Raw genomic sequence first — 19,745 nt, forward strand, 5'->3', positions numbered from 1 at the left:
TCTTTGCGAACTTTGCGGTCAAAGGTGTTTTCCCTTCGCGTATACTCCAACTCCAACGTGGCTGATGTCGCCAATCTCGCGCCTGCGCGGGCTGAACTTTCGCGCGATCTCGGGGTAAGCCACGCCTCCGCGGTGGTGGTGGGCACCATCATCGGCAGCGGAATTTTTCTTGTGCCCGCCGAAATGATACAGGCTGTGGGTTCTGCGAAGCTTGTGTATCTGGCATGGATCGTCGGGGGCCTGCTCTCGTTTTTCGGCGCGCTCACTTACGCCGAGCTTGGTGCGATGAAGCCGCAGGCGGGCGGCGAATATGTCTACGTCCGCGATGGCTACGGACCGATGGCGGGATTTCTTTATGCCTGGACCTGGTTCGTGATCGCGAAACCGGCTTCGATCGCAACCGTGGCCGTCGGACTGGTACGAATTCTCGGAACCTTTCCCTTGTTCTCGTTCTTCCCGATTAACATCATCAACGCACCCTTTGCCGTGACCTGGGGGCAAGTGTTCGCGATCGGCGCCGCTGTCCTCATCTCATTGCTGAACTATCTCGGAGTGAAGAAGGCCGGCGAGTTTCAGCTCGTGTTTACTATGTTGAAAGTCGCGATCATTCTGGGCATTGTGGCCGTCTGCTTCAGCGGATTTGGGAACGTTCCCGGGCGCGGATGGAGCAACTTCGCCGGCACCTTCGCTGGCGCCAAGGGCGGCGTCGCCGGATTCATGGCCGCGTTGGTCGCCGCATTGTGGGCTTACGACGGTTGGAATGATCTCAACATGGTGGGCGGCGAGGTGAAGAATCCCGAGCGCAACATTCCGATTGCATTGATCGCCGGCGTGGCGATTGTAGGGCTGCTCTACATTCTGCTGAACGCCGGAGTGCAATACGTTCTGCCCGCGAATGCCATTGCGGCTTCGCCGCGTCCCGCCTCCGACGCGGTGGCGCTCATCATGGGACGCATGGGCGCGGGCATCGTGTCCGCCGGCATGGCCTTATCGATGTTGGTCACGCTGAACGGAACTATTATGAGCGGAGCGCGCGTGCCGTTCGCCGTGTCGCGCGATGGATATTTTTTTAAAGCATTGGCGGAAGTGCATCCTCGATTTCATACGCCCTCGGTTGCGATTGCGGCGCAGGCCGTGCTCGCGATTCTGCTTCTCCTGCTCGGGGGCAACTTCCGCCAGCTGTTTTCTCTGGCAATTTTTGCGGAATGGCTTTTCTACATGATCGCGGGCAGCACCGTCTTTGTATTCCGACGCCGCGAACCGCAGGCGGTGCGGCCTTATCGCATGTGGGGCTATCCCTTCGTGCCGGCCCTGTTCGTGGCGGTGGCCGCCGCTCTGTTGGTTTACACATTCAGGAACGACTGGCCCAATTCGGCATATGGCTTGCTGGTTATTCTCGCCGGCATTCCTGTCTTTGCTTATTTTTCTTCTCTGCGGCGTAGACGCGGACTCTGGAAGGAACACAGTTCTTAACCACAGGATCACAGGGGACCACAGACGAAATCAGGCGCAGAAGTTCTTATCTAAAGATGCACCGTGTACTGTGCCGATAGCTGCTTGTTTCTTACCGGTTTCATCGAAAGTCCTGCCGATCTGATTCGCGAAAAGCCTTGTCCCGCACCCATTCTGGGCCGATCCCTCAGCAGGACATCTCCTTGGTTACCTAAGGTCTAGAGCCGTTGACACGTTTACCCCCTGTCCTATCTCCCGTATTTTTGAAACTCCAAGTCCCGGTAGCTCTCCCCAATCCGGGAACCCTATGGAGAGAAATTGAATGGCAACACCTTACGGCGGATTTCAACTCGGATTACTGCCCGAACGCAAGATTAACAAACGGGCGCTGGCCACCAGTTACACCTTGTTGGCGGTGGCCGTGCTCATCCTCATCAATCTGGGGCTGATCCTGCCGGAGAAATTGCAGCTCCAGCAATATAAGGTGACTGAACTTATTCCTATGCCGTCGCTGCGGCCGGAACCGGCGCCGGTGGCTGTTAAGCCAGAGATTCATCCCAAACTGCTGCCTGCCGTGAAGCTTCCGGTATTTGAGACTCCCAAGCTGGTGGTGCCGCGGGAAGTTCGACGCGAAGCGCCGCAACCAGTCGAGGCGCCGAAGGTCGTCGTGAATGAGTTCAAGGCCCCGGAATTAAAAGTAACTGCCGGAGGAGCCAGGCCGCAATTGATTCACACCGGAGATTTCGGCGGCAGCTCGCAAAAGCCCACGGTGAACGCCGCTGTAGAGAAAGTTCAGACCGGGGGCTTTGGCGATCCCAACGGCTTGAAAGGTGAAGGCAAGCCGAACGCGAAGCTCTACGCCGCGCAAGCGGGTGGTTTTGACATGCCCGTCGGCGCTGGACAAGGCAACGGATCGGGGGGGGCCAAGGGAATTAAGGGCACGGTCGCCAGCGCAGACTTTGGTAACGGCGTTGCCACCGGCGGCAAGGGCGACGGCCGCAGCAACGGCCAGGGGGTTGCTACCGGTGGATTCGGATCGGAGCAGGTGGTGCACGGCGGTCCGAAGATTGCGCAAGCGGATTCCGGTCCGGCGACGACGCCGATCGAGATCACCTTCAAGCCCAATCCGGTTTACACCGACGAAGCGCGCGGCCTGAAGCTGGAAGGCGAAGTGCTTCTCGAAGTCAGCTTTTCGGCGAACGGCACTCTGCATGTGAATCGCGTGGTCCGCGGTTTGGGTCATGGGCTTGACGAAGCCGCCATAGCCGCCGCGAACAAGATCAAGTTCAAGCCGGCAATGCGGAGTGGGCAACCGATGGATTCGACGGCGGTGGTTCACGTGACGTTCCAGTTGGCGTACTAAAAGTGTTACGAAGCGATCTGGTCGAAAAAGATTTGAAGAAATAGGGTTCAGGGCAACAGGATTCATGAAACCGGTTCAGAAAATATGGAGAAAAGAGTTATGCGCACTTCGAAAGCGATTTTCACTGCGGTTCTGCTGGCAAGTTTGAGCGCGGCCGCGCAGCAAGCGACCGGGTCACAGCCGTCCGCTCCGCCTGCGGCCGATGCCACGCAAACTGCGCAAGCGCAACCTTCTCAGCAGGCTGCCCCGGCAACGACACAGCCCGCCGGTTCGCAGGCTGCGCAGCCGGCTGCGGCGCCGGCCACGGCCATTCCGCTGCCCGAGGCTGCGCCGGCACCGACCACCATGGATCAGGTTGTGAACCTCTTCATTCAGCGCGAACATGGGCTGATCAAGGTGCTCTCGACCCGCACTCCGGTGGTTGAGACCTACCTCCAGAATCTGACCGCCGATCCGCAACTCGGCCCGGTGCCAAGCGGCGACCACTACTTTCTTGGCCGCTTAGACATGGGCGAAAATATCGATCGCAAGGACTATCTGAAGGACGATCAGAAGGGTTTCAGCATGCAGGCCAAGCTTCTGGGCGGATTTCAGAAGCTCTACAAGGTCCAGTACCAGCCCATGGGTTTCTCCTGGATGGTTTATGCCGACCGCAGCGACTTCGATCGCGAGCACTATGATTTTCACTATGCCCGCCGCGAATTTCTGGGCGATGTGCGCTGCCTGGTGTTTGACGTCACTCCGAAACCGAAATCGGGCCGGGGGCGCTTCCTGGGCCGCATCTGGGTTGAAGATCAGGGCTTCAACATCGTGCGCCTGAACGGAACCTACAACGCGCCTGCGCACAACACTTATTTCTTCCACATGGACAGCTGGCGGCTGAACCTCATCCCCGGGTACTGGGTGCCATCTTTCATTTACAGCGAAGAAGGCGATTTCAGCGCCGGCGTCAACAATAAGATGGCCTTCAAAGCGCAGACCCGCATCTGGGGTTATGACTTGAAAAAGGGCGGCAAAGACGACGAGTTGACACAGATTCGCGTCGACAGCGTGACCGACGAAAGCACCGCCGCCCAGGATGCCTCTCCGCTGCAAGCTGAGCGCGTCTGGCAGCAGCAGGCGGAAGACAACGTTGTCGAGCGCCTTACCAGCGCGGGCTTGCTTGCACCCGAGGGCGACGTTGACCGCATTCTTCAGACGGTCGTTAACAATCTGGAAGTCACCAATAACATCGATCTGCCGCGCCCTGTACGAACGCGCGTGCTCCTCACCGCTCCGCTGGAAACTTTCAGCGTGGGCAACACCATCGTGATCAGCCGCGGTTTGGTCGACGTGCTTCCCGACGAAGCCAGCCTGGCTGCAGTGCTCTCGCATGAACTGGCGCACATTGTGCTCGGCCACAACCTGGGCAGTAAGTATGCCTTCAACGACCGCATGCTGTTCGGCGACGATTCCACTTACCAGAACCTGGGCTTCAAGCACATTCCGGAAGAAGAGCAGGCCGCTGACAAGAAGGCGATTGAACTTCTGAAGAACTCGCCCTACGCGCAGAAGCTCGACACCGTGGGCTTGTTCCTGAAAGAGCTGCAAGCCAAGGCTCCGCAACTGGGCGCTCTGCTAACCACGCACCTGGGCAACCCCCTGGCGGAAGGCGGGACGGTGAACCGCCTCTCGGCGCTGGCCTCGCAAGGCCCGGCACTCGACAACAACAAACTCGATCAGATCGCAGCTCTGCCCTTGGGTGGCCGCGTGAAGATCAATCCGTGGGACGACAAGGCGGAAATGGTGAAGACGGCTCCGGTCGCCATCACTTCGGCGCGCGACAAAATGCCGTTTGAAGTTACGCCCTTCTTCCCGCGTCTGGCTCGGTTCGGCGCCAACGCTACTACTACACCTGCGGCGCCGACCACTGCTGCCGCTGCTTCGAACACAGGCAACTAACAGGCAAAGCCTTACTCCAAGTTGAAGCAAGACGTGGGCTGGGAATCCGGAATATCCTTCCGGGATACCCGGCCTTCGTTCTTTTCAGAGCGGGTCGTCGGTCGTTTGTCGTTTGTCGCGACGCCGGCGTCCGTGCGTTTAGCCATAACCCCTCGGTTCGCCGGTAACTTGCGGATGCCCAAGAAAGCTATGAGAATCGATGAATCCAGGCACCCCGGGATCGGTGGGGATTTCAGAGGGCGATCATTTTGAGGCTGTTTCTAAATACGCTGCTGCGGATGATTTCGGGGGCCTACTTCGTTCTCACTTCGATCTATTGCCTGCTCGCGTTTTTGCCCTACACATTCTTCTTCCTGATTAAAGCACCGCCTTATGCGTGGATGCCCTGGTTTGTTCGCCACCAGGCGGTCCTGTACTGCGTTGCGGCAGGAGCGGCAATGGCGGCGAACTGGCGCTTGCCAGAGGCCTGGAACTGCGCTCGCCGCAGATTTGCGGTGGGTGGCATTTTCTTGGCGGGCGCGGGAGTCTATCTGACGTTCCACCCATTCCTCGCGACTCTCGGGGACAACAGCAAGGCCTATAGCTGGAGTCTTGCGGCGCTGCTATTCCTGATTGCCCTCGTACTCTGGGCGCCCGTCGACAAGAGTGCAGCCGACGAATCGGAGCCGGACAATACCGGCGCGGATAAAGGCATCCTGGGATATTCCGCCGGTGCGATCAGTGCTGTTGTCGTGTGCATTGTCTATGCGACCGGATCAAGGCTTCATCTCTACAGCGAGACCCGGACGATTAGTTTTCATTGGGCCGACGTTGAGCTTACTCTGTGGAGCCTGCTTTCCCATCTCCTCGTCGCCGTTGTCGTCGTATCCATCCTCAATCTGATTTTCTTGCTGGCCGATCGTACTCCACGGCCGCCATGGTTTCGGCGGGCGGGAGTGAACACACTCGTGTTCGTCTCGCTTTGGATTACACTTGCGCGCTTCCTGGATAATGCCTTGAGCTTTGCGGGATGGCAGGCGCGAGTTTATTCCGGCGCTCTGGCGTTGACGCTTACGCTGTGGGGATTCTCCATCGTCCGGCCATTTCTTGACGCGGCGGGAGCGCGAGCCTCTCAGTCACCTTCGGACGGACGCTTCTCGCACCGGATGATTGCGTGGGTCGTGCTGGCCGCTTCCATCATGCTGGCTGTGGCATTCCCGTATCTTGTGCATGGCGCTGACTGGAGCGGACTACTCGAAGGCACAGTCGCTCTCTCCGTCTGGATTGCGGTTTTTATCAGCCTCGCCCGGTTGCGTCCGGTGCGCGCACGGTACTCCGCGTTCGTGGTGCTGCTGGTCCTCGCAGGTTGCGGCGTGGTCTACAAAACTTTTCAAGCCACCGAAATTTTATGGAGCAAGCCGCTGGGCGCCACCGACGACGAGATTTCGCTGGCCCTGCAAGCCTACGGCGAACAGGACATCTCGTTTCAACTCGCGCATCACATCGTCGGCGACCGGCGGGGCGAAGTCTGCGGTGATCTTTGCCACATCCTGCGCGAATACACGAATATTCGCAACGCCGAAGCGCGGGTGGATATACAGTTGGTCGACAAGCTGACGCCTTCGCCGAATGCGCGCCCGAACATATTTATATTCGTGATCGACTCCATGCGGCCGGATTATCTGGGTGCTTACAATCCGCGAGTGAATTTCACCCCAAACCTCGACGATTTCGCGCGTGACAGTGTAGTGCTGCACCACGCGTATACGCAGTATGCCGGCACGTCGCTCTCGGAGCCGGCGATCTGGTCGGGAGCCATGATGCTGCACGCGCATTATCCTCAACCATTCTCGCGGCTCAACAGCCTCGACCGTATGGTGCATTCGGACGGTTATCGTACCTTAGCCAGCGTAGACGAAGTCTTGACCTATCTGCTTCCCGCCGATGACGACATCACCAATCTCGACCCTGGAATGAAGTTGTGGAATGAACTGGAAGTGGGAGCAACCTTGCAGCAGGCACGTAGTGTCCTGAACGCTCGGCGCAACGACCAGCCTGTATTTCTTTATACACAGCCCAAAAACGTTCATCAATTCGCCCGCAACCGCGTGCCTTCGCCGACTTCACAGCACTGGCAGGCGCCGGATGGAATGAACATCCGCATCTCGTACGAAGTGCACTGGGTCGACAAGTGCCTGGGCGAATTTTTCGACTACCTCAAGCAACGGGGAATGTACGACAACAGCATCATCATCGTCACCAGCGATCACGGCGATGCCACGGGGGAATTCGGACGCCTGAGCCATTCGACATTGATCTGGCCGGAAGTAATGCACGTTCCCCTGCTCATTCATCTGCCACCTAAAATGCGCGAAAGGCTCGTCTATGACGACACTCGCATCTCGACCTTGACCGACATTGCGCCGACTCTGTATTACCTGCTGGGACACCGGCCGATCTTGCAAAGTCCGCTCTACGGCCGGCCCCTATTCGCCGAGACGAAAGCGGAACTCGAGCGCTATCCGCACAAGGATCTGCTTCTTGCATCCGATGTGCGCGCCGTATATGGAATCCTCAGTGCTGACGAACGATATTTGTACACGACGTATGATTCGCCGGCGCAGAGTTATCTGTTCGACCTCATCGCCGATCCGAACGCCTTGCACAGTATTTTGACTCCGGCCCTCAAGCAGCGCTATGACCAGGAGATCATCGAGCATCTTCAGTTGGTCGGTGATTTCTACGGGTATAAGCCAGGAATGGCATCTCTGCTGGCGTCGGCGCAGCACTAGGGCTCGCTTAGGAATCGCGAGGCTTATTCTTTCCCGGCAGGCTGGCTGGATTCTCGTGAATCCGTTCGCGGAAATTTCCGCGCATGCCTGCGGCGAGTCCAACCTTCGATTCGCCGAATTTGTCACGCAGTCGATCGGCCGCGGCCATGGCATCCTTCCAGCGCTGCTGGCGGTGGCCTTCCAAAAGATTGATCTGGTCGGGCTGCGCGGTCGTGAAGTGAGACGCCTGCACGCCCAGCAGTCGAATCGGAACGCCTTTTTTCCAGTTCTTGCGGAAGAGCGCGCGAACCTGCTCGAAGATTTCGGTATCGAGCTGCGTGGGAGATGGCAGAGTGTGGGCGCGGGTGAGCGTGGTGAAGTCTTTGTAGCGAAGCTTGAGTTGAATCGTGCGCGCATGATATTGCGATCCGCGGAGCCGCCGCGCAACCATCTCCGAAAGCCGCATCAGCGTGGCTTCGAGTTGGCTAGTGTCAGCCGTGTCGTCGTTGTAAGTGTGTTCGTGGCTGATGGACTTGGCGCCGACGTCGGCGCCGGCCTCGGTATCGGGCACTTCTCGGTCGAACCAGCCGCCGGCATCTTCTCCGCGAGCCTTGCCGGCGAGTGCTAGCCCCCACTTGCCGAAGCGTTCACCAAGTTCCGCTTCGTCGAGGCGCGCCAGGTCTCCAACTTTCATGATGCCGAGCGCGTGCAGGTGCTGCTCCATGACTTTTCCGACGCCGGGAATTTCGCGTACGCCGAGCGGAGCCAGAAACTTTGATTCCTGCCCGGCAACGATCCATAGCACTCCGTTCGGCTTCGCCTGCGCGGAAGAAACCTTAGCGATGAGGCGCGAAGTCCCAATTCCGACCGAGCAGTTCAAGCCGGTTTCGGCCTTCATGCGCACATGCAGCGCGTGAGCGGCTTTCAGTGGAGGACCGTGCAGACGCTCGGTGCCGGTCATATCCAGGTAGGCTTCGTCGATCGACGCCATTTCTACCTGGGGAGAAAACGTGCCGAGAACGCGATGGACTTTTTCCGAGCACTCGCGGTATCGCTCGAAATGGCCATTGACGAAAATCGCGTGCGGGCAATGCTTGGCCGCGGCGCGCAAGGGCATGGCCGAGTGGACACCGAATTTTCGGGCTTCGTACGAAGCGGCCGAAACAACGCCGCGTTCGTCGCGCTGCCCGCCGACCACTACCGCTTTGCCTTTCAGCGAGGGATCGAACAACTCCTCCACCGAAACGAAAAAGGCGTCCATGTCGACATGGAAGATAGTGCGAGTGAAATCGGGCTGGTGGGCGACAGCCATAATGGAACGAATTCTAGCAGTCGCGGCCCGGCTGTAGAATCTGTCGAACGCGGGCGTCGACGGCTGTACGGGCCCCGTCGCAAAGCATGCAGCGACCGCCAAATGTACTCCCGGAGCGTAAAAAGTGGTACCATCTTTCGCTTCAGACAACTCTGCATCGATCCAAACGCATCGACCAGTAGAAATAGCCCGCCCAAATACTCGAAGTCTCGTAAGCATTAGTTGCAGTCGCGAAAAAAGCCGTGAGTTCGATGGCAGGAGATTCTGTGGCTCAGGATTATTTTCGTTGGTTGTCGCATGGGAGACTCGTTGTCCTGCTTTGGGCGGCGGCAATCATAGCGGCGGCTACGATGGCGTACACCGGCCCGGCGGGATGGGACGCACAGATTTATTGGCGAGCCCTACAAAACCTGCGCCACGCCGAGGATCCCTATGCGGTGGGGATTGCCGCACAGATAGCTTTCCGCAACCGACCAGTCTCCAGCCCCGTCGAACATGTGCCATTTACCTACGTTTATTCCCCCATGACGCTGCCGCTGCTGAGCGCGCTCACATCCGTACCGGGATGGCTATTGGGCTTGCTTTATGGCTTGGCGGTCTCTGCGGGATTCCTTCTGCAATTGTGGGCCGGTTTTCAGATGGCGGAGAAGCGAGAGCGCCCATGGCTTGCACTCATGCTGCCCGCAGTAGCATTTTTTCCGGGGCTGGTCACTGATGACACAATTCTGAGCGGAAATATCGGTTACGTCCTCTACGGGGTGATTCTGGCCACGGCAGTCTCCGGGTGGAAACGTGGCCGCTGGTTCTGGTATTACGTCGCCGTATTGGCGGCATCGATCGTGAAGGCGCCTCTCCTGAACCTGCTTGCGTTCCCGATTCTGGTGGGGAAGCGGCAGTGGCTTCCCGCCGGCGGAACGGCGGCTGCTGGATTGGCGCTTTTTGCCGTGCAGGCAAAGATCTGGCCGGAGCAGTTTCGCGAGTACCTGGTTGCCATCCGGCTGATGTTCGACATTGTCCATGACTTCGGCTTTGGCCCCGGCGGAAGCATAGGTCGAGGCTTGTGGCGCGCAGGACGGCCTTATTCTTCCGCATCGATCGTCGCCTATTTGGTTTCTTCGCTGGTGGTTGGCGTCGTCCTGCTAATACTGAGGCGGCGCGTCCGTCTCGGCCAGATGACACAAGAAGAATGGATTCCAGTCGCGATGGTCGGTACGCTCTTGTTCTACCCTCGGATTATGCGATACGACCTTGCCGCCTTCTCGATTCCTATGCTGCTGATCGCCTGGCGAACTTTCCGGAAAACGGCCGAGTTCAGTGCGCCCGCAACATCGGGAAAACTATTTCCCAGGCTAAACCGAGAGACGGCGATCGTGCCGGTCTTCTTCCTCGCTACCAACGTCCTTACGGTCACCGGACCCATGTGGGTTCCAGTCGAACTCATGGCTTTGCTGGCCATCTTCGCACTGGGAGTCTGGTCGGCGTACCAGCCACAATGGCTGGGCCGGCGGTCCGATGTGCTGAGCGACGCTGGTGCTCTCGCCGGACAATTGTCCGATCAGCATCTACCGGGACCGCCGATGAGGGTGACATTCGACGTTGAGTGATCGGATTGACAACAAGTCGGCATCTCAGGTTTGGGCGAATTCAAACTAAAACCTTCTCCGCCGCCGGAACGCCCCGCATCTGCCGCACCTTCTCGTAGACTTTGCCATATTCGCGGGCGGAGGCGTTCCAGGAGAAATCTTTGTTCATGCCGTTGCGCATCAGAGCCTGCCACGAGGTCTGGTCGCGGAAGGCGGTCAGCGCCTGCTTGATGGTGAGCAGCAGCGATTCGCCGTTATATTCGGTAAACTTGAAACCAGTTCCCTTCCCGGTGCGGGCATCCCAGGGTTCGATCGTGTCGTCAAGTCCTCCGGTCGCGCGGACGATGGGCACCGTTCCATATTTCAGACTGTAAATCTGGTTCAGGCCGCAAGGTTCATAGCGTGACGGCATCAGGAACATGTCGGCGCCGGCTTCGATTTTGTGCGCGATCGCGTTGTCGTAGGCTACTTTGACTGCAATTTTGTTGGGGAACTGCTTGTTGAGACGCCGAAACATCTCTTCGTACGCCTTATCGCCGGCGCCCAGTGCGACGATGATCATCTCTTCGCGCACCAGGCGGTCGGCGATCTGCGAGATGAGATCGAAGCCTTTCTGGGCAGCAAAGCGGGAGACGATGCCGATCACCGGCAGTTTTGTGTCGGCGCCGGGCATTCCGAACGCCGCCAGCAAGTCCTGTTTGCATTTCGCCTTACCGGATAGATCCTGCGGCGAAAATTTCGCGGCCGCGAACTTGTCGGTCTGCGGACTCCACTCCTCGTAGTCGACTCCGTTCAGAATTCCAGTCACGGTGGACGCGCGGTCGCGCAGCACGCCTTCCAGTCCAAAGCCGTATTCGGCAGTCTGAATCTCCTGGCTGTATTTGCGGCTCACCGTGGTCACGAAATCGGAATATGTCAGTGCCCCTTTCAGAAAATTCACCTGGCCGAAAAATTCCATCTTCGCGATGGTAAAGAGATCCCAGGGCAGCATCAGCAAGGGAAGCGTGTCGGGGGGAAACAATCCCTGGTAACCCATGTTGTGGATGGTGAAGACTGTGCCTGTATCTCGGAAGGCCGGATCTTCGGCATAGATGGTCCGTAGCAGAACTGGAACCAGTGCCGACTGCCAGTCATGGCAGTGAAAAATATCCGGCACGCCCAGGATTTTCGCTGCCTCGAGTACGGTGCGGGAAAATAATGCAAAGCGCTCGGCATTGTCGGGATAATCCCCGGCAGGAGTGCCGTATAAGGCCTCGCGATCAAAATACGGCGGATACTCTACGAAATAAAAGCGCACTCCATTTTGACTGCCTCCGCTCACCACCGAAGCAAAGCGATATTCATCGTCGAAGGGAACGGTGACGCTGCGAACCACCGTCGCGGGATCGGTGAGCTTGGTCTGGCGATAGCGCGGCAGGTAAACACTGATGTGATGTCCGAGGGAGGCCAGCGCCCGGGGCAATGCGCCTACTACGTCGGCCAGGCCGCCCGTCTTCGAAAATGGCACCCCTTCTGAAGCGGCGAATACGATATTCATGAGTACGAACCTCCTACGAACCCCCAGAGACGCGCTGCTTTTCCCGGCAGGGCTTTCCCGGCACAGGCTTTTCCCGAGACAAGCTTTTCCCGAGACAAGCTATGATGAATATGAATTTGTCTCGGGACCAGCCGGGTCCGGCGTTAAGATGCCAGGACCGACTTCAAAGTCTACTTCCCGAGTGAGTGAGGGTCAACGTGCCAAAGGTCGCTTCCACGCGCCGTCCGCAAACCAAGCCTAAATTGGGGCAGCATTTCCTGGCCAGCGAAGACCTGGCAGCGCGCGTGGTCGAGACCCTAGGCGACGTGTCGCAGAGCACGGTGCTCGAAATCGGCCCCGGACGCGGCATTCTGACGTCACTGTTGGCGAAGCGGGCGCGGCGACTGATCGCCGTGGAACTCGATCGTGTGCTGGCGGCGCAGCTGAGACTGAAGTTCGGCATGGCGCGCAATGTGGAAGTCATCGAGGCAGACGTTCTGGCCATCGACTTCGATTCCCTCTTCGGACCGAAGCCTGGACTGAGCCGCCCCGGCGTTGATCTTAAACTCGAACCGGTGAAAGTCGTGGGCAATCTTCCGTATTACATTACCTCCGACATTCTGCTGCGGTTGTTCGAGTTTTCGAAATACTTTGACAGCATCGTAATCATGGTGCAGCGCGAAGTTGCCGACCGCATCGCGGCCGAGCCCGGCGGCCGCGATTACGGCATGCTCTCCGCCACGGCGCAGTTGTACGGCCGCGTGGAGAAGCTGTTCACGCTGCCGCCGGGAGCATTTGTGCCTCCACCGAAGGTTCATTCGACCGTGCTGCGGTTGACCATTGATCCGCAACAGGCAAAACTAGGCGTCGCCGGCGATGGCTTCATCGATTTTCTGCGCCTGTCGTTTGGGCAGAAACGCAAAACACTCTGGAACAATCTGAAGGCCAAGTATGAAAGCGACGAGTTAAAGCGAGCTCTAGCTGAGGCGGACGTGAAGGCCACGGCCCGCGCCGAGACTCTGAGCCTGGAAGAAAGCGCGGCAATCTATCGCGCCTTGCGCGGGACGGCTAAATGAATGCGGATTCTGTTCGGTCGCGGAATTCAAAAGCCTGAAGCGCAAAGATCGCGAAGGAACGGCCGCTAAGATCGCAAAGAAGAACTTGGCAGTCTGTTGAAGGTTTCGCAATCAAGATTTCGCAATCAAGGCTCAGCAACTTGAGGGTTAGCAATTTAAGAGGTTAGGCAATTTCGAGCTTAACAATTTAACGATTTGGTTCTGAAAGGCGAGGAGGGGCCGTGGCTAGTCCTATCCTGCGTCACCCCGCCGTTGCGGGCCGCTTCTATCCTGACGATCCCGACGACCTGCGCTCCGAAGTGAGGAATTACCTCTCGCAATCAAATGGGTCGCTGGCTCCGCTGCGCGCCTTGGGCTGCATCGCGCCCCACGCGGGATACATATATTCCGGGCATGTAGCAGGCGCGGTGTTCTCGCGCCTGGAAATTCCGCGGCGCTGCATCGTGCTCTGTCCGAACCATACCGGGATGGGCCGCGCGCTCGCCATCATGAGCGAAGGCGCATGGCAAACGCCGCTGGGCGAGGTTCCCGTCGATCGTGCGCTCGCCACCACCTTAAAAGAACGATTTCCCGCCCTCGAGGAAGATTCCGCGGCTCACCGCGCCGAGCACGCGGCCGAAGTGCAGCTTCCGTTCTTATTGTTGCGACAGCCGCGATTGCAGTTTGTTCCCATCGCTCTGGGCACGCGGCAATTCGAAGTTCTGGAACAGCTGGGCATGGCGTTAGCGGATGTAATTACGGCGCAGCGCGATTCGACGCCCAACGATTCCATCCTGATCGTCGCTTCGAGTGACATGAATCATTATGAGTCCGACGTCGTCACGCGGATCAAGGATCAGCGCGCGATCGAACGGATTCTTACGCTTGATCCGCGTGGCCTGTTCGAGGTGGTCACGCAGCAGAACATCAGTATGTGCGGCTTAGGCCCCGCCATAGCGATGTTGACCGCAGGCCGCCATTTGGGAGCGAAGTCGGCGGAACTGGTGAAGTATGCCACCTCGGGCGACATCTCTGGCGACCGAGAGACGGTGGTAGGCTATGCGGGAATCGTAGTGCGATAACGCCGCCGCCAGTCGGCAGATCTTTGGGGGCGATGGCCACCTCGGCCGTCCCGCCAAAGCGAAGCGAGGCGGAAACAATCCGCACTGGTCAAACCAATCTCAGTACGTCGGTAACTTTGTCCTGCTCGCCAGCCCGACTACCCTAGCAGAGACCTTTTCGGATGGGATCTATCGATGAGTCGATATCAGTCATGGGGTGGGGGGCTCCTCGGCGTGCGCGCGCTATCTTAGCCTTGGCACACCGACCGTGATGAAAACTTTGTGTCTAGTGCGAGCGGTGGTTGCAGCCTTGGCAAGCACGCTTTGCTTGAGCGGAAGCTCGATTGCGCAGGATGCCGAGAGCACGAACTCCCTGGGTGATGTGGCTCGCCAAACTCGCGCTCAGCTAGCGGAAAGGAACAGCAAGGCCCGTCCGACGACCTCCGTCGATCATCCGTCCGCCGGGCCCGCCAATACCGCAGCGACGCGCGCACAGGATAGCGCGCCTACCGACGCGAATTCGCAACCTTCGTCTCTCGCCAACTTAGCACGGGAGACCCGGCAGGCCACGCTTCCAAGCGCTCATACCACGCTCCAGGTTGCGCAAGGAAATACGACGACGCCCGCGGGCTTCCAGTCTTTCGTAATGCCCTATTGCCAGAATCCTCAGCACTGTGCCGAGGCCTTGATTGTCATCCCCGAACATGCTGAGGTTGTATCACGCGTCAACGGACAGCACATTTTCAAGGCAGCCATTGACGATGAACCGGTCATGCTCTACGCCGGACCGGCAGATGTGAACGCTCCTTACCGCAGCCTGACCGACCCCGACTACATTCGCATGCGCGATCTGGGCAGCGGGAACGCTTCAGCGCGCGAGAAGCCGGACAGTGTCAGCAAACAAGATATGACCATTGAAGGAAGAACCGCTGTGATGACGCGCTTTCGCTTCCAGCGAGACCAGAAGTGGTGGATCGGAGAAAGAGTTCTGATCGAGGGTCGGGTTCTTTCCGGCGACAAGATTGCTCGATTCCTGCTGGGCTGCGCCGCGCCGCAAGAACACTTCGCCGACGCCGAAATGCTGTGTACGACTCTGGTAAATTCGCTGCGATTACCCTGAATACTTCGCAGAACAAAGTTCGCGCAGGAACTGGCACTCTTATGCCGCGATTTTGCCGATAGAGATCCTTCGACTGCGCTCAGGTGAAATTTACGGAATAGAGTTTCTAATGGTGCCCGCCGCCGGAATGTCCCGACGATGTGCTGTGGCCCATTGATGATGGTGCTGACGAAGTTGACAGCGAACTACGCGCACTGGAGCCAGGCACCGACCAAGCCGAACCCATACTGACTGGCGGTCCCATCCGCACTTCCGCGAATCCATTTTTCGCGACCGCATGGTTCAGGTGGCCGAGTCCGGAGACCGAACCCCGGGGAATCCCCAAGCCTCCCGAGCCCGCATTCACGACGACACGCGTCGCCAAGGTTGAGGCCGGCGCTTCTCTTCCTACGACCAACGTCTTTACCGTTCCTCCGACCGGCGCTACGAGTGGATGGAAATTGGCCGGCAAAGCGCCAGTGTAACGCGGCGCCGCCGTCCAGGTGTTATATCCGCCAGGCTGCCACATCCATCCCATCGCTGGAACGAACATCCAGTTTCCGTAGTGGTACGGCATCCATCCCCAGGGATAGGCCGACGCAAACATATAACCGTAGCCGGGATACCACGACCAGGCCCCGTTCATGAAAGGATTCCAGCCAACGCCGGTAAAGAACGGCTGCCACATCATCCCGTAACCGGCGACGTTGCTGTATGCGCCGTAGTAATTCATGTCGCTGAGGCCATAGCCGTAAGGCGATTGCACATTGTTCTTCGCGTATTGATCGTGGTACGAGGTGGCGTCTTTATCCCAGGAATCGAGCGGTTCCTCTTCAATGTTGTTGGCAAGCGTAAATTTATCGTCGCTGGCCGGGTCAAAGTTAGCGGTTTTTTTCCTCTCTACCGTGACCTTGCCAGCAGGTCCTTCCACCCCCACATCGCCTTTAAACACTGCCAGATTCACAGCTACCGTAGAACTGTCGATGCGGAAGTGCGCGGCATGAGCGAGCGTGACTTTCTCGCGGGAGAAATTTAGAGTTATCTCGTCCTTACCAAGCCAGTTGACGTAGGCCATACCCTCGACAAGATTGACCACCGAGATGCGCTGGCCAGCGTCACTCAAGCCGAGCGTGCTGAACTCCACCGTAGTGTTGGGAGTCAGGCGCAGCGTGCTGCCGTCTTCAAATTCGATTTCTGCGCGTCCGCGATCGTGCGTGACGACTTGCGCTCCCTGCGTAATGGGCAGGTTGAGGAAGGCGCTCTCAAATCCCATCCCCGTGTTCTTGTCGATCTGAACCGAACCCTGCACGTCGCTGAGACGAACAATACGAGCCTGCGAATCCGCCAAAGCAGGTAGCGCGAAAAGCGCGCAGGCCGCGGCGGCGAACGCCATAGAGCTGAATCTGGAATTGAAGCCGGAAAGAGAGAGCTTGGACATAGCAACCTCCCGAGATCTGGTCAGGCCTGAATCCTGTTAGGCCTATTAGAACACGGTTTCGCGGAGCGAGTTGTAAAAGTTGGGTCACTTTAAATCTGGGCGCTTATGCTCCAAATTGCTATGGCTGACTCTGAAACCGCGTCAGCTTAGATTCATCGACAACCGGGTCACCGATGCCGGAGCGAACACATAGCGGAACGCCGCTCCCGATCCCTGCACTTTCTGCGATGTCACGCCAATAGTATCTGGATGATCGAACGTGTTGTGGGCGTGAATATCGGAGTTGGCCAGGACCGTAGCCTCCACCGACGCAGCCGATCCGCCACGCACGGCAATCTCCGTCTCGCGGGGCTCGGTCGCGTGCGGATTCACCACCGTCAAGGTTAGAGTCTTATCTTTGATCGACGCCGAGCCTTTGAGTCCCCAGAAATTGGCGGGGTGGTTATCGCGCCGGTAGCTGACTTGTGGCGCGCTGAATTCAGCGCGGACGGCGGTTGCTCCCTGATGCGACTGATACATGTCGAACACGAAAAAGTTCGGGGTCACGATGAACTTATCTTCGTGTGACAGAAACAGAGAGTTGAGGCAATTGATGAGCTGCGCGCAGGCGCCAATACCCATTTTTTCGGCATGCCGATTGAAGATGTCGAGTGTTTGAGCGGTCAGCAGCGCGTCACGCATAGTGATTTGCTGTCCCAGGGCGTCAGAGGAATCGACTTCGCTCCCGGGCTTGTACCACGCGCCATACTCATCAACCACCAGCTTGATATGGTGCTGGGGATCGTACTGGCCGATTACGTCCCAGTTCGAAACCATAATGTCTTCGATCTTGCCGCCTTCGCGGAATACCTCATACCAGTCCTGCAAATCGAACTGGAGCGCGTCGCCTTTCGCCGCATCCCAGTTATCTGTCTTCCCGCGGGATAAGTTCCAGGTGTAGTGGTGAATCGACCATCCATAAATGCTCTTGGGATTTACTCCTTCTTTCCCGCCGAACGTGGCCCGGCAGAATTGCTCGGTCCAGTCCAGATCATTGCTGTTCGGACCAACTGCGACCAAGTTCAGCGCCCCTTGGTAGCCCGGCGTCCAGGCGGTAAACTTGCGGAATTCCTCGCTGTACTCGGCCGGTTTCAGGTTGCCCCCACACCCCCAGGCCTCGTTCCCAATGCCCCAGTACTTCACATTGTAGGGATCGCGCGAGCCATCGTCGGCACGCATTCGACCGAGCGAACTCTTGTCGGCAGGGGCGTTGCAGTACTCGATCCAGCGATCAAAGGCCAGCGGAGATAAGCTGCGAACGTTGGCCGCAAAATAAGGCTCGGCGCCAATGGCGCGGCAGAAACGCATGAACTCAGGGGTGCCAAATGTGTTGGGTTCGCCTCGCCAGAACGCTCCGCGCTCCGGTCGCTTTGCGGGCTGTCCAATTCCGTCGGTCCAGTCGTAGCTGTCGGCAAAGCAGCCCCCTGGCCAACGAACCATGGGCGCTTTAATCTGCCGCATCTTTTCGATAACGGATTTGCGCAGCCCGCCGGTATTTGGAATGGAAGAATTCTCGCCGACCCAGATGCCATCGTAGACGACGGCTCCGAGCATCTCGGTGAAGTGTCCGTAGACTGCGGGAGAGATGGTTCCGATCGGCTCGCCCAGAAGCAGCTCAATGCGAGAGTCGGCCGCCGCGGCGAGAACGCCTTTGCGAGCGAACGCCAGCGACGCTCCCACCGCAATCGCACCCTTCAACAACGTTCGCCTCTCCACAATTTTCTCCTTGCCTTCTGCGGTTTCCGGCTCCCGGCATTCGGGCCTCGATTTCCGGAAGCCGAGAGCCCGAAGCTGAGAGCCGGTTAGTGTGCTGGCGTGGCGTTGCCTATCTTCATAATCCGCTCCGCCCGCGCTCGAACCACATTCATGACCGAGCTGTCGTTATAAATCTCTTGAAGCACCGGCTTCACCACCTGGATCTCACTCGCCTCTCCTCGCCGAGCCTCATCTTCCAGGCGCTTTAACTCCTCGTCGAGGGCAAGCTTCTGGTAGCGGTGTTCGTGGGAAAGTCGGCGGCCAAATTCGAGCGTGGCGGCGACGCTTTGAAACAGAGCCGTCAACTGCTGCACCGCAGGCACCAAGGAATAGTTGTAACCCGCGGAACTCTCGCGTTGCCCGTCTTTGTAGATCAGCTTCTTGGCTCCCGTGAAAGCCAGCTTGCGATTGCCGGAGTCGACCTTCCCGGAAAAATAATGAGCTTGTGCCGCCAGATCGAAGATGCGCACGCGAGTGGCGTCCGAGAATCTGAATTCCGCCTGATAGGTCTCACGATCCTCGGACTCCGTCGAGATCCTCGCAGAGCACTCATAGCGACCGGTCCCGTCGGAAGTGACCACAATGGAGTAGTGATCGGGATCGGAGTTCGGGAAATCCAGCGAGAAAGTGACGGTAGCCGACTCGGCGCCAAAAGCCGGCAAGAGCAGCAATATCCATCCGGCGAATATGCCTTGAATGAGAAGAATGAGCGGCACCCGGCGTAATCGCTCCCCCCCTGCGTCACGATACGAACTTGGCTCCCGGATTCCGATCGTCGCTCCCATCATCCACAGCAGATCCATGCTCTGCCATGGACCCATCACAGAACGCAAAAAGAAATTATGCCAGAAGCGAGAACCGATGAAACTCCTACCGCGCCCTCACCCGCTGCCGGTTAAGCGTTCCCGCCGTATGCAAATGGCAGATGGCGATGGCCAGTGCGTCGGAAGCGTCCATAGGCTCCGGCGCGACGGAGAGTTCCAGCAACCGCATGACCATGTGCTGAACCTGCTGCTTCTCGGCGCGTCCATAGCCGACGACCGACGACTTGATCGTCAGCGGCGAATACTCAGCCACTTCCAGCCGCGCAACTGCGGCGGCCAGCATTGCAACTCCGCGCACCTGCCCCAATTTCAGCGCCGACTTTACGTTGAGCGCGTAAAAGACATCTTCGATTGCAACCTCGTCCGGTTGATGCTCAACAATAATTTCGCCGAGTTGTGTAAAGATGCGCGACAAACGCCGCGGCAGCGCTTCGCGCGGAGACAGCTTGATTGCGCCGCAGGTCAAGCAGCATAGCCTTCCTGCCGAATGCATTTCCACGACGCCGTAGCCGGTGTATTCCCCACCGCAATCAATTCCCAGGACACGCATGTGAATG

Annotated in this window: 14 protein-coding genes; 8 read left to right on the forward strand and 6 right to left on the reverse strand. The window is 58.2% G+C overall.

Going from position 1 to position 19,745, the window contains the following annotated elements; genetic code table 11:
• The first annotated feature begins 57 nt into the window (after positions 1 to 57).
• From VGM18_07695 to VGM18_07710, 4 genes are all read left to right on the forward strand, one after another.
• Complete coding sequence (locus VGM18_07695) at positions 58 to 1,473, forward strand: amino acid permease (protein HEY3972872.1); 1,416 nt, start codon at positions 58 to 60, stop codon at positions 1,471 to 1,473.
• A 301-nt stretch (positions 1,474 to 1,774) separates the two neighbouring features.
• On the forward strand, positions 1,775 to 2,815 hold the full coding sequence (locus VGM18_07700; protein ID HEY3972873.1) for an energy transducer TonB: 1,041 nt from the start codon (positions 1,775 to 1,777) through the stop codon (positions 2,813 to 2,815).
• Between the two features lie 99 nt (positions 2,816 to 2,914).
• The gene (locus VGM18_07705) at positions 2,915 to 4,756 is read left to right on the forward strand and encodes a M48 family metalloprotease (protein HEY3972874.1); all 1,842 of its coding nucleotides are present in this window, start codon (positions 2,915 to 2,917) and stop codon (positions 4,754 to 4,756) included.
• A gap of 248 nt (positions 4,757 to 5,004) precedes the next feature.
• The gene (locus VGM18_07710; protein HEY3972875.1) at positions 5,005 to 7,527 is read left to right on the forward strand and encodes a sulfatase-like hydrolase/transferase; all 2,523 of its coding nucleotides are present in this window, start codon (positions 5,005 to 5,007) and stop codon (positions 7,525 to 7,527) included.
• Between the two features lie 7 nt (positions 7,528 to 7,534).
• Here the strand turns inward: VGM18_07710 and dinB are convergent, their stop codons facing one another.
• A complete protein-coding gene (gene dinB / locus VGM18_07715; GenBank protein ID HEY3972876.1) occupies positions 7,535 to 8,818 on the reverse strand; it encodes a DNA polymerase IV in 1,284 nt (427 codons plus the stop codon).
• 251 nt (positions 8,819 to 9,069) lie between these two features.
• Here dinB and VGM18_07720 point away from each other — a divergent pair, with 251 nt between their 5' ends.
• Positions 9,070 to 10,422: a hypothetical protein gene (locus tag VGM18_07720; GenBank protein ID HEY3972877.1), complete on the forward strand. Its 1,353-nt coding sequence runs from the start codon at positions 9,070 to 9,072 to the stop codon at positions 10,420 to 10,422.
• A 40-nt stretch (positions 10,423 to 10,462) separates the two neighbouring features.
• Here VGM18_07720 and glgA read toward each other — a convergent pair whose 3' ends face one another.
• Complete coding sequence (gene glgA / locus VGM18_07725; protein ID HEY3972878.1) at positions 10,463 to 11,938, reverse strand: glycogen synthase GlgA; 1,476 nt, start codon at positions 11,936 to 11,938, stop codon at positions 10,463 to 10,465.
• 197 nt (positions 11,939 to 12,135) lie between these two features.
• On the opposite strand from glgA, the gene rsmA reads away from it, so the two are divergent.
• The 3 genes from rsmA (at position 12,136) to VGM18_07740 (ending at position 15,153) form a co-directional block, all read left to right on the forward strand.
• Positions 12,136 to 12,993 (forward strand): 16S rRNA (adenine(1518)-N(6)/adenine(1519)-N(6))-dimethyltransferase RsmA, encoded by an 858-nt coding sequence (gene rsmA, locus VGM18_07730; GenBank protein HEY3972879.1) that lies wholly within the window; start codon positions 12,136 to 12,138, stop codon positions 12,991 to 12,993.
• Between the two features lie 221 nt (positions 12,994 to 13,214).
• Positions 13,215 to 14,054 (forward strand): AmmeMemoRadiSam system protein B, encoded by an 840-nt coding sequence (gene amrB / locus VGM18_07735; GenBank protein ID HEY3972880.1) that lies wholly within the window; start codon positions 13,215 to 13,217, stop codon positions 14,052 to 14,054.
• A gap of 250 nt (positions 14,055 to 14,304) precedes the next feature.
• Positions 14,305 to 15,153 (forward strand): hypothetical protein, encoded by an 849-nt coding sequence (locus VGM18_07740; GenBank protein ID HEY3972881.1) that lies wholly within the window; start codon positions 14,305 to 14,307, stop codon positions 15,151 to 15,153.
• Positions 15,154 to 15,259: 106 nt separating this feature from the next.
• Here the strand turns inward: VGM18_07740 and VGM18_07745 are convergent, their stop codons facing one another.
• The 4 genes from VGM18_07745 to ruvC form a co-directional block, all read right to left on the reverse strand.
• Complete coding sequence (locus tag VGM18_07745; GenBank protein HEY3972882.1) at positions 15,260 to 16,570, reverse strand: FecR family protein; 1,311 nt, start codon at positions 16,568 to 16,570, stop codon at positions 15,260 to 15,262.
• Positions 16,571 to 16,711: 141 nt separating this feature from the next.
• Positions 16,712 to 18,325, reverse strand: coding sequence for an alpha-L-arabinofuranosidase C-terminal domain-containing protein (locus VGM18_07750; GenBank protein ID HEY3972883.1), 1,614 nt, complete (start codon positions 18,323 to 18,325; stop codon positions 16,712 to 16,714).
• Between the two features lie 86 nt (positions 18,326 to 18,411).
• Positions 18,412 to 19,197, reverse strand: a complete 786-nt coding sequence (locus tag VGM18_07755) for a hypothetical protein (GenBank protein HEY3972884.1) — start codon at positions 19,195 to 19,197, stop codon at positions 18,412 to 18,414.
• 37 nt (positions 19,198 to 19,234) lie between these two features.
• Positions 19,235 to 19,738, reverse strand: coding sequence for a crossover junction endodeoxyribonuclease RuvC (gene ruvC / locus VGM18_07760; protein HEY3972885.1), 504 nt, complete (start codon positions 19,736 to 19,738; stop codon positions 19,235 to 19,237).
• Between the last annotated feature and the right edge of the window lie 7 nt (positions 19,739 to 19,745).

This window comes from Candidatus Sulfotelmatobacter sp. (genome assembly GCA_036500765.1).
Taxonomy (GTDB): domain Bacteria; phylum Acidobacteriota; class Terriglobia; order Terriglobales; family Acidobacteriaceae; genus Sulfotelmatobacter.

What these genes read in the sequence shown, in the direction of transcription:
- VGM18_07700 (HEY3972873.1), top strand. Translation starts at nt 1,775, where the DNA reads ATGGCAACACCTTACGGCGGATTTCAACTCGGATTACTGCCCGAACGC.
- VGM18_07705 (HEY3972874.1), top strand. Translation starts at nt 2,915, where the DNA reads ATGCGCACTTCGAAAGCGATTTTCACTGCGGTTCTGCTGGCAAGTTTG.
- dinB (HEY3972876.1), bottom strand. Translation starts at nt 8,818, where the DNA reads ATGGCTGTCGCCCACCAGCCCGATTTCACTCGCACTATCTTCCATGTC.
- VGM18_07720 (HEY3972877.1), top strand. Translation starts at nt 9,070, where the DNA reads ATGGCAGGAGATTCTGTGGCTCAGGATTATTTTCGTTGGTTGTCGCAT.
- glgA (HEY3972878.1), bottom strand. Translation starts at nt 11,938, where the DNA reads ATGAATATCGTATTCGCCGCTTCAGAAGGGGTGCCATTTTCGAAGACG.
- VGM18_07740 (HEY3972881.1), top strand. Translation starts at nt 14,305, where the DNA reads ATGAAAACTTTGTGTCTAGTGCGAGCGGTGGTTGCAGCCTTGGCAAGC.
- VGM18_07745 (HEY3972882.1), bottom strand. Translation starts at nt 16,570, where the DNA reads ATGTCCAAGCTCTCTCTTTCCGGCTTCAATTCCAGATTCAGCTCTATG.
- ruvC (HEY3972885.1), bottom strand. Translation starts at nt 19,738, where the DNA reads ATGCGTGTCCTGGGAATTGATTGCGGTGGGGAATACACCGGCTACGGC.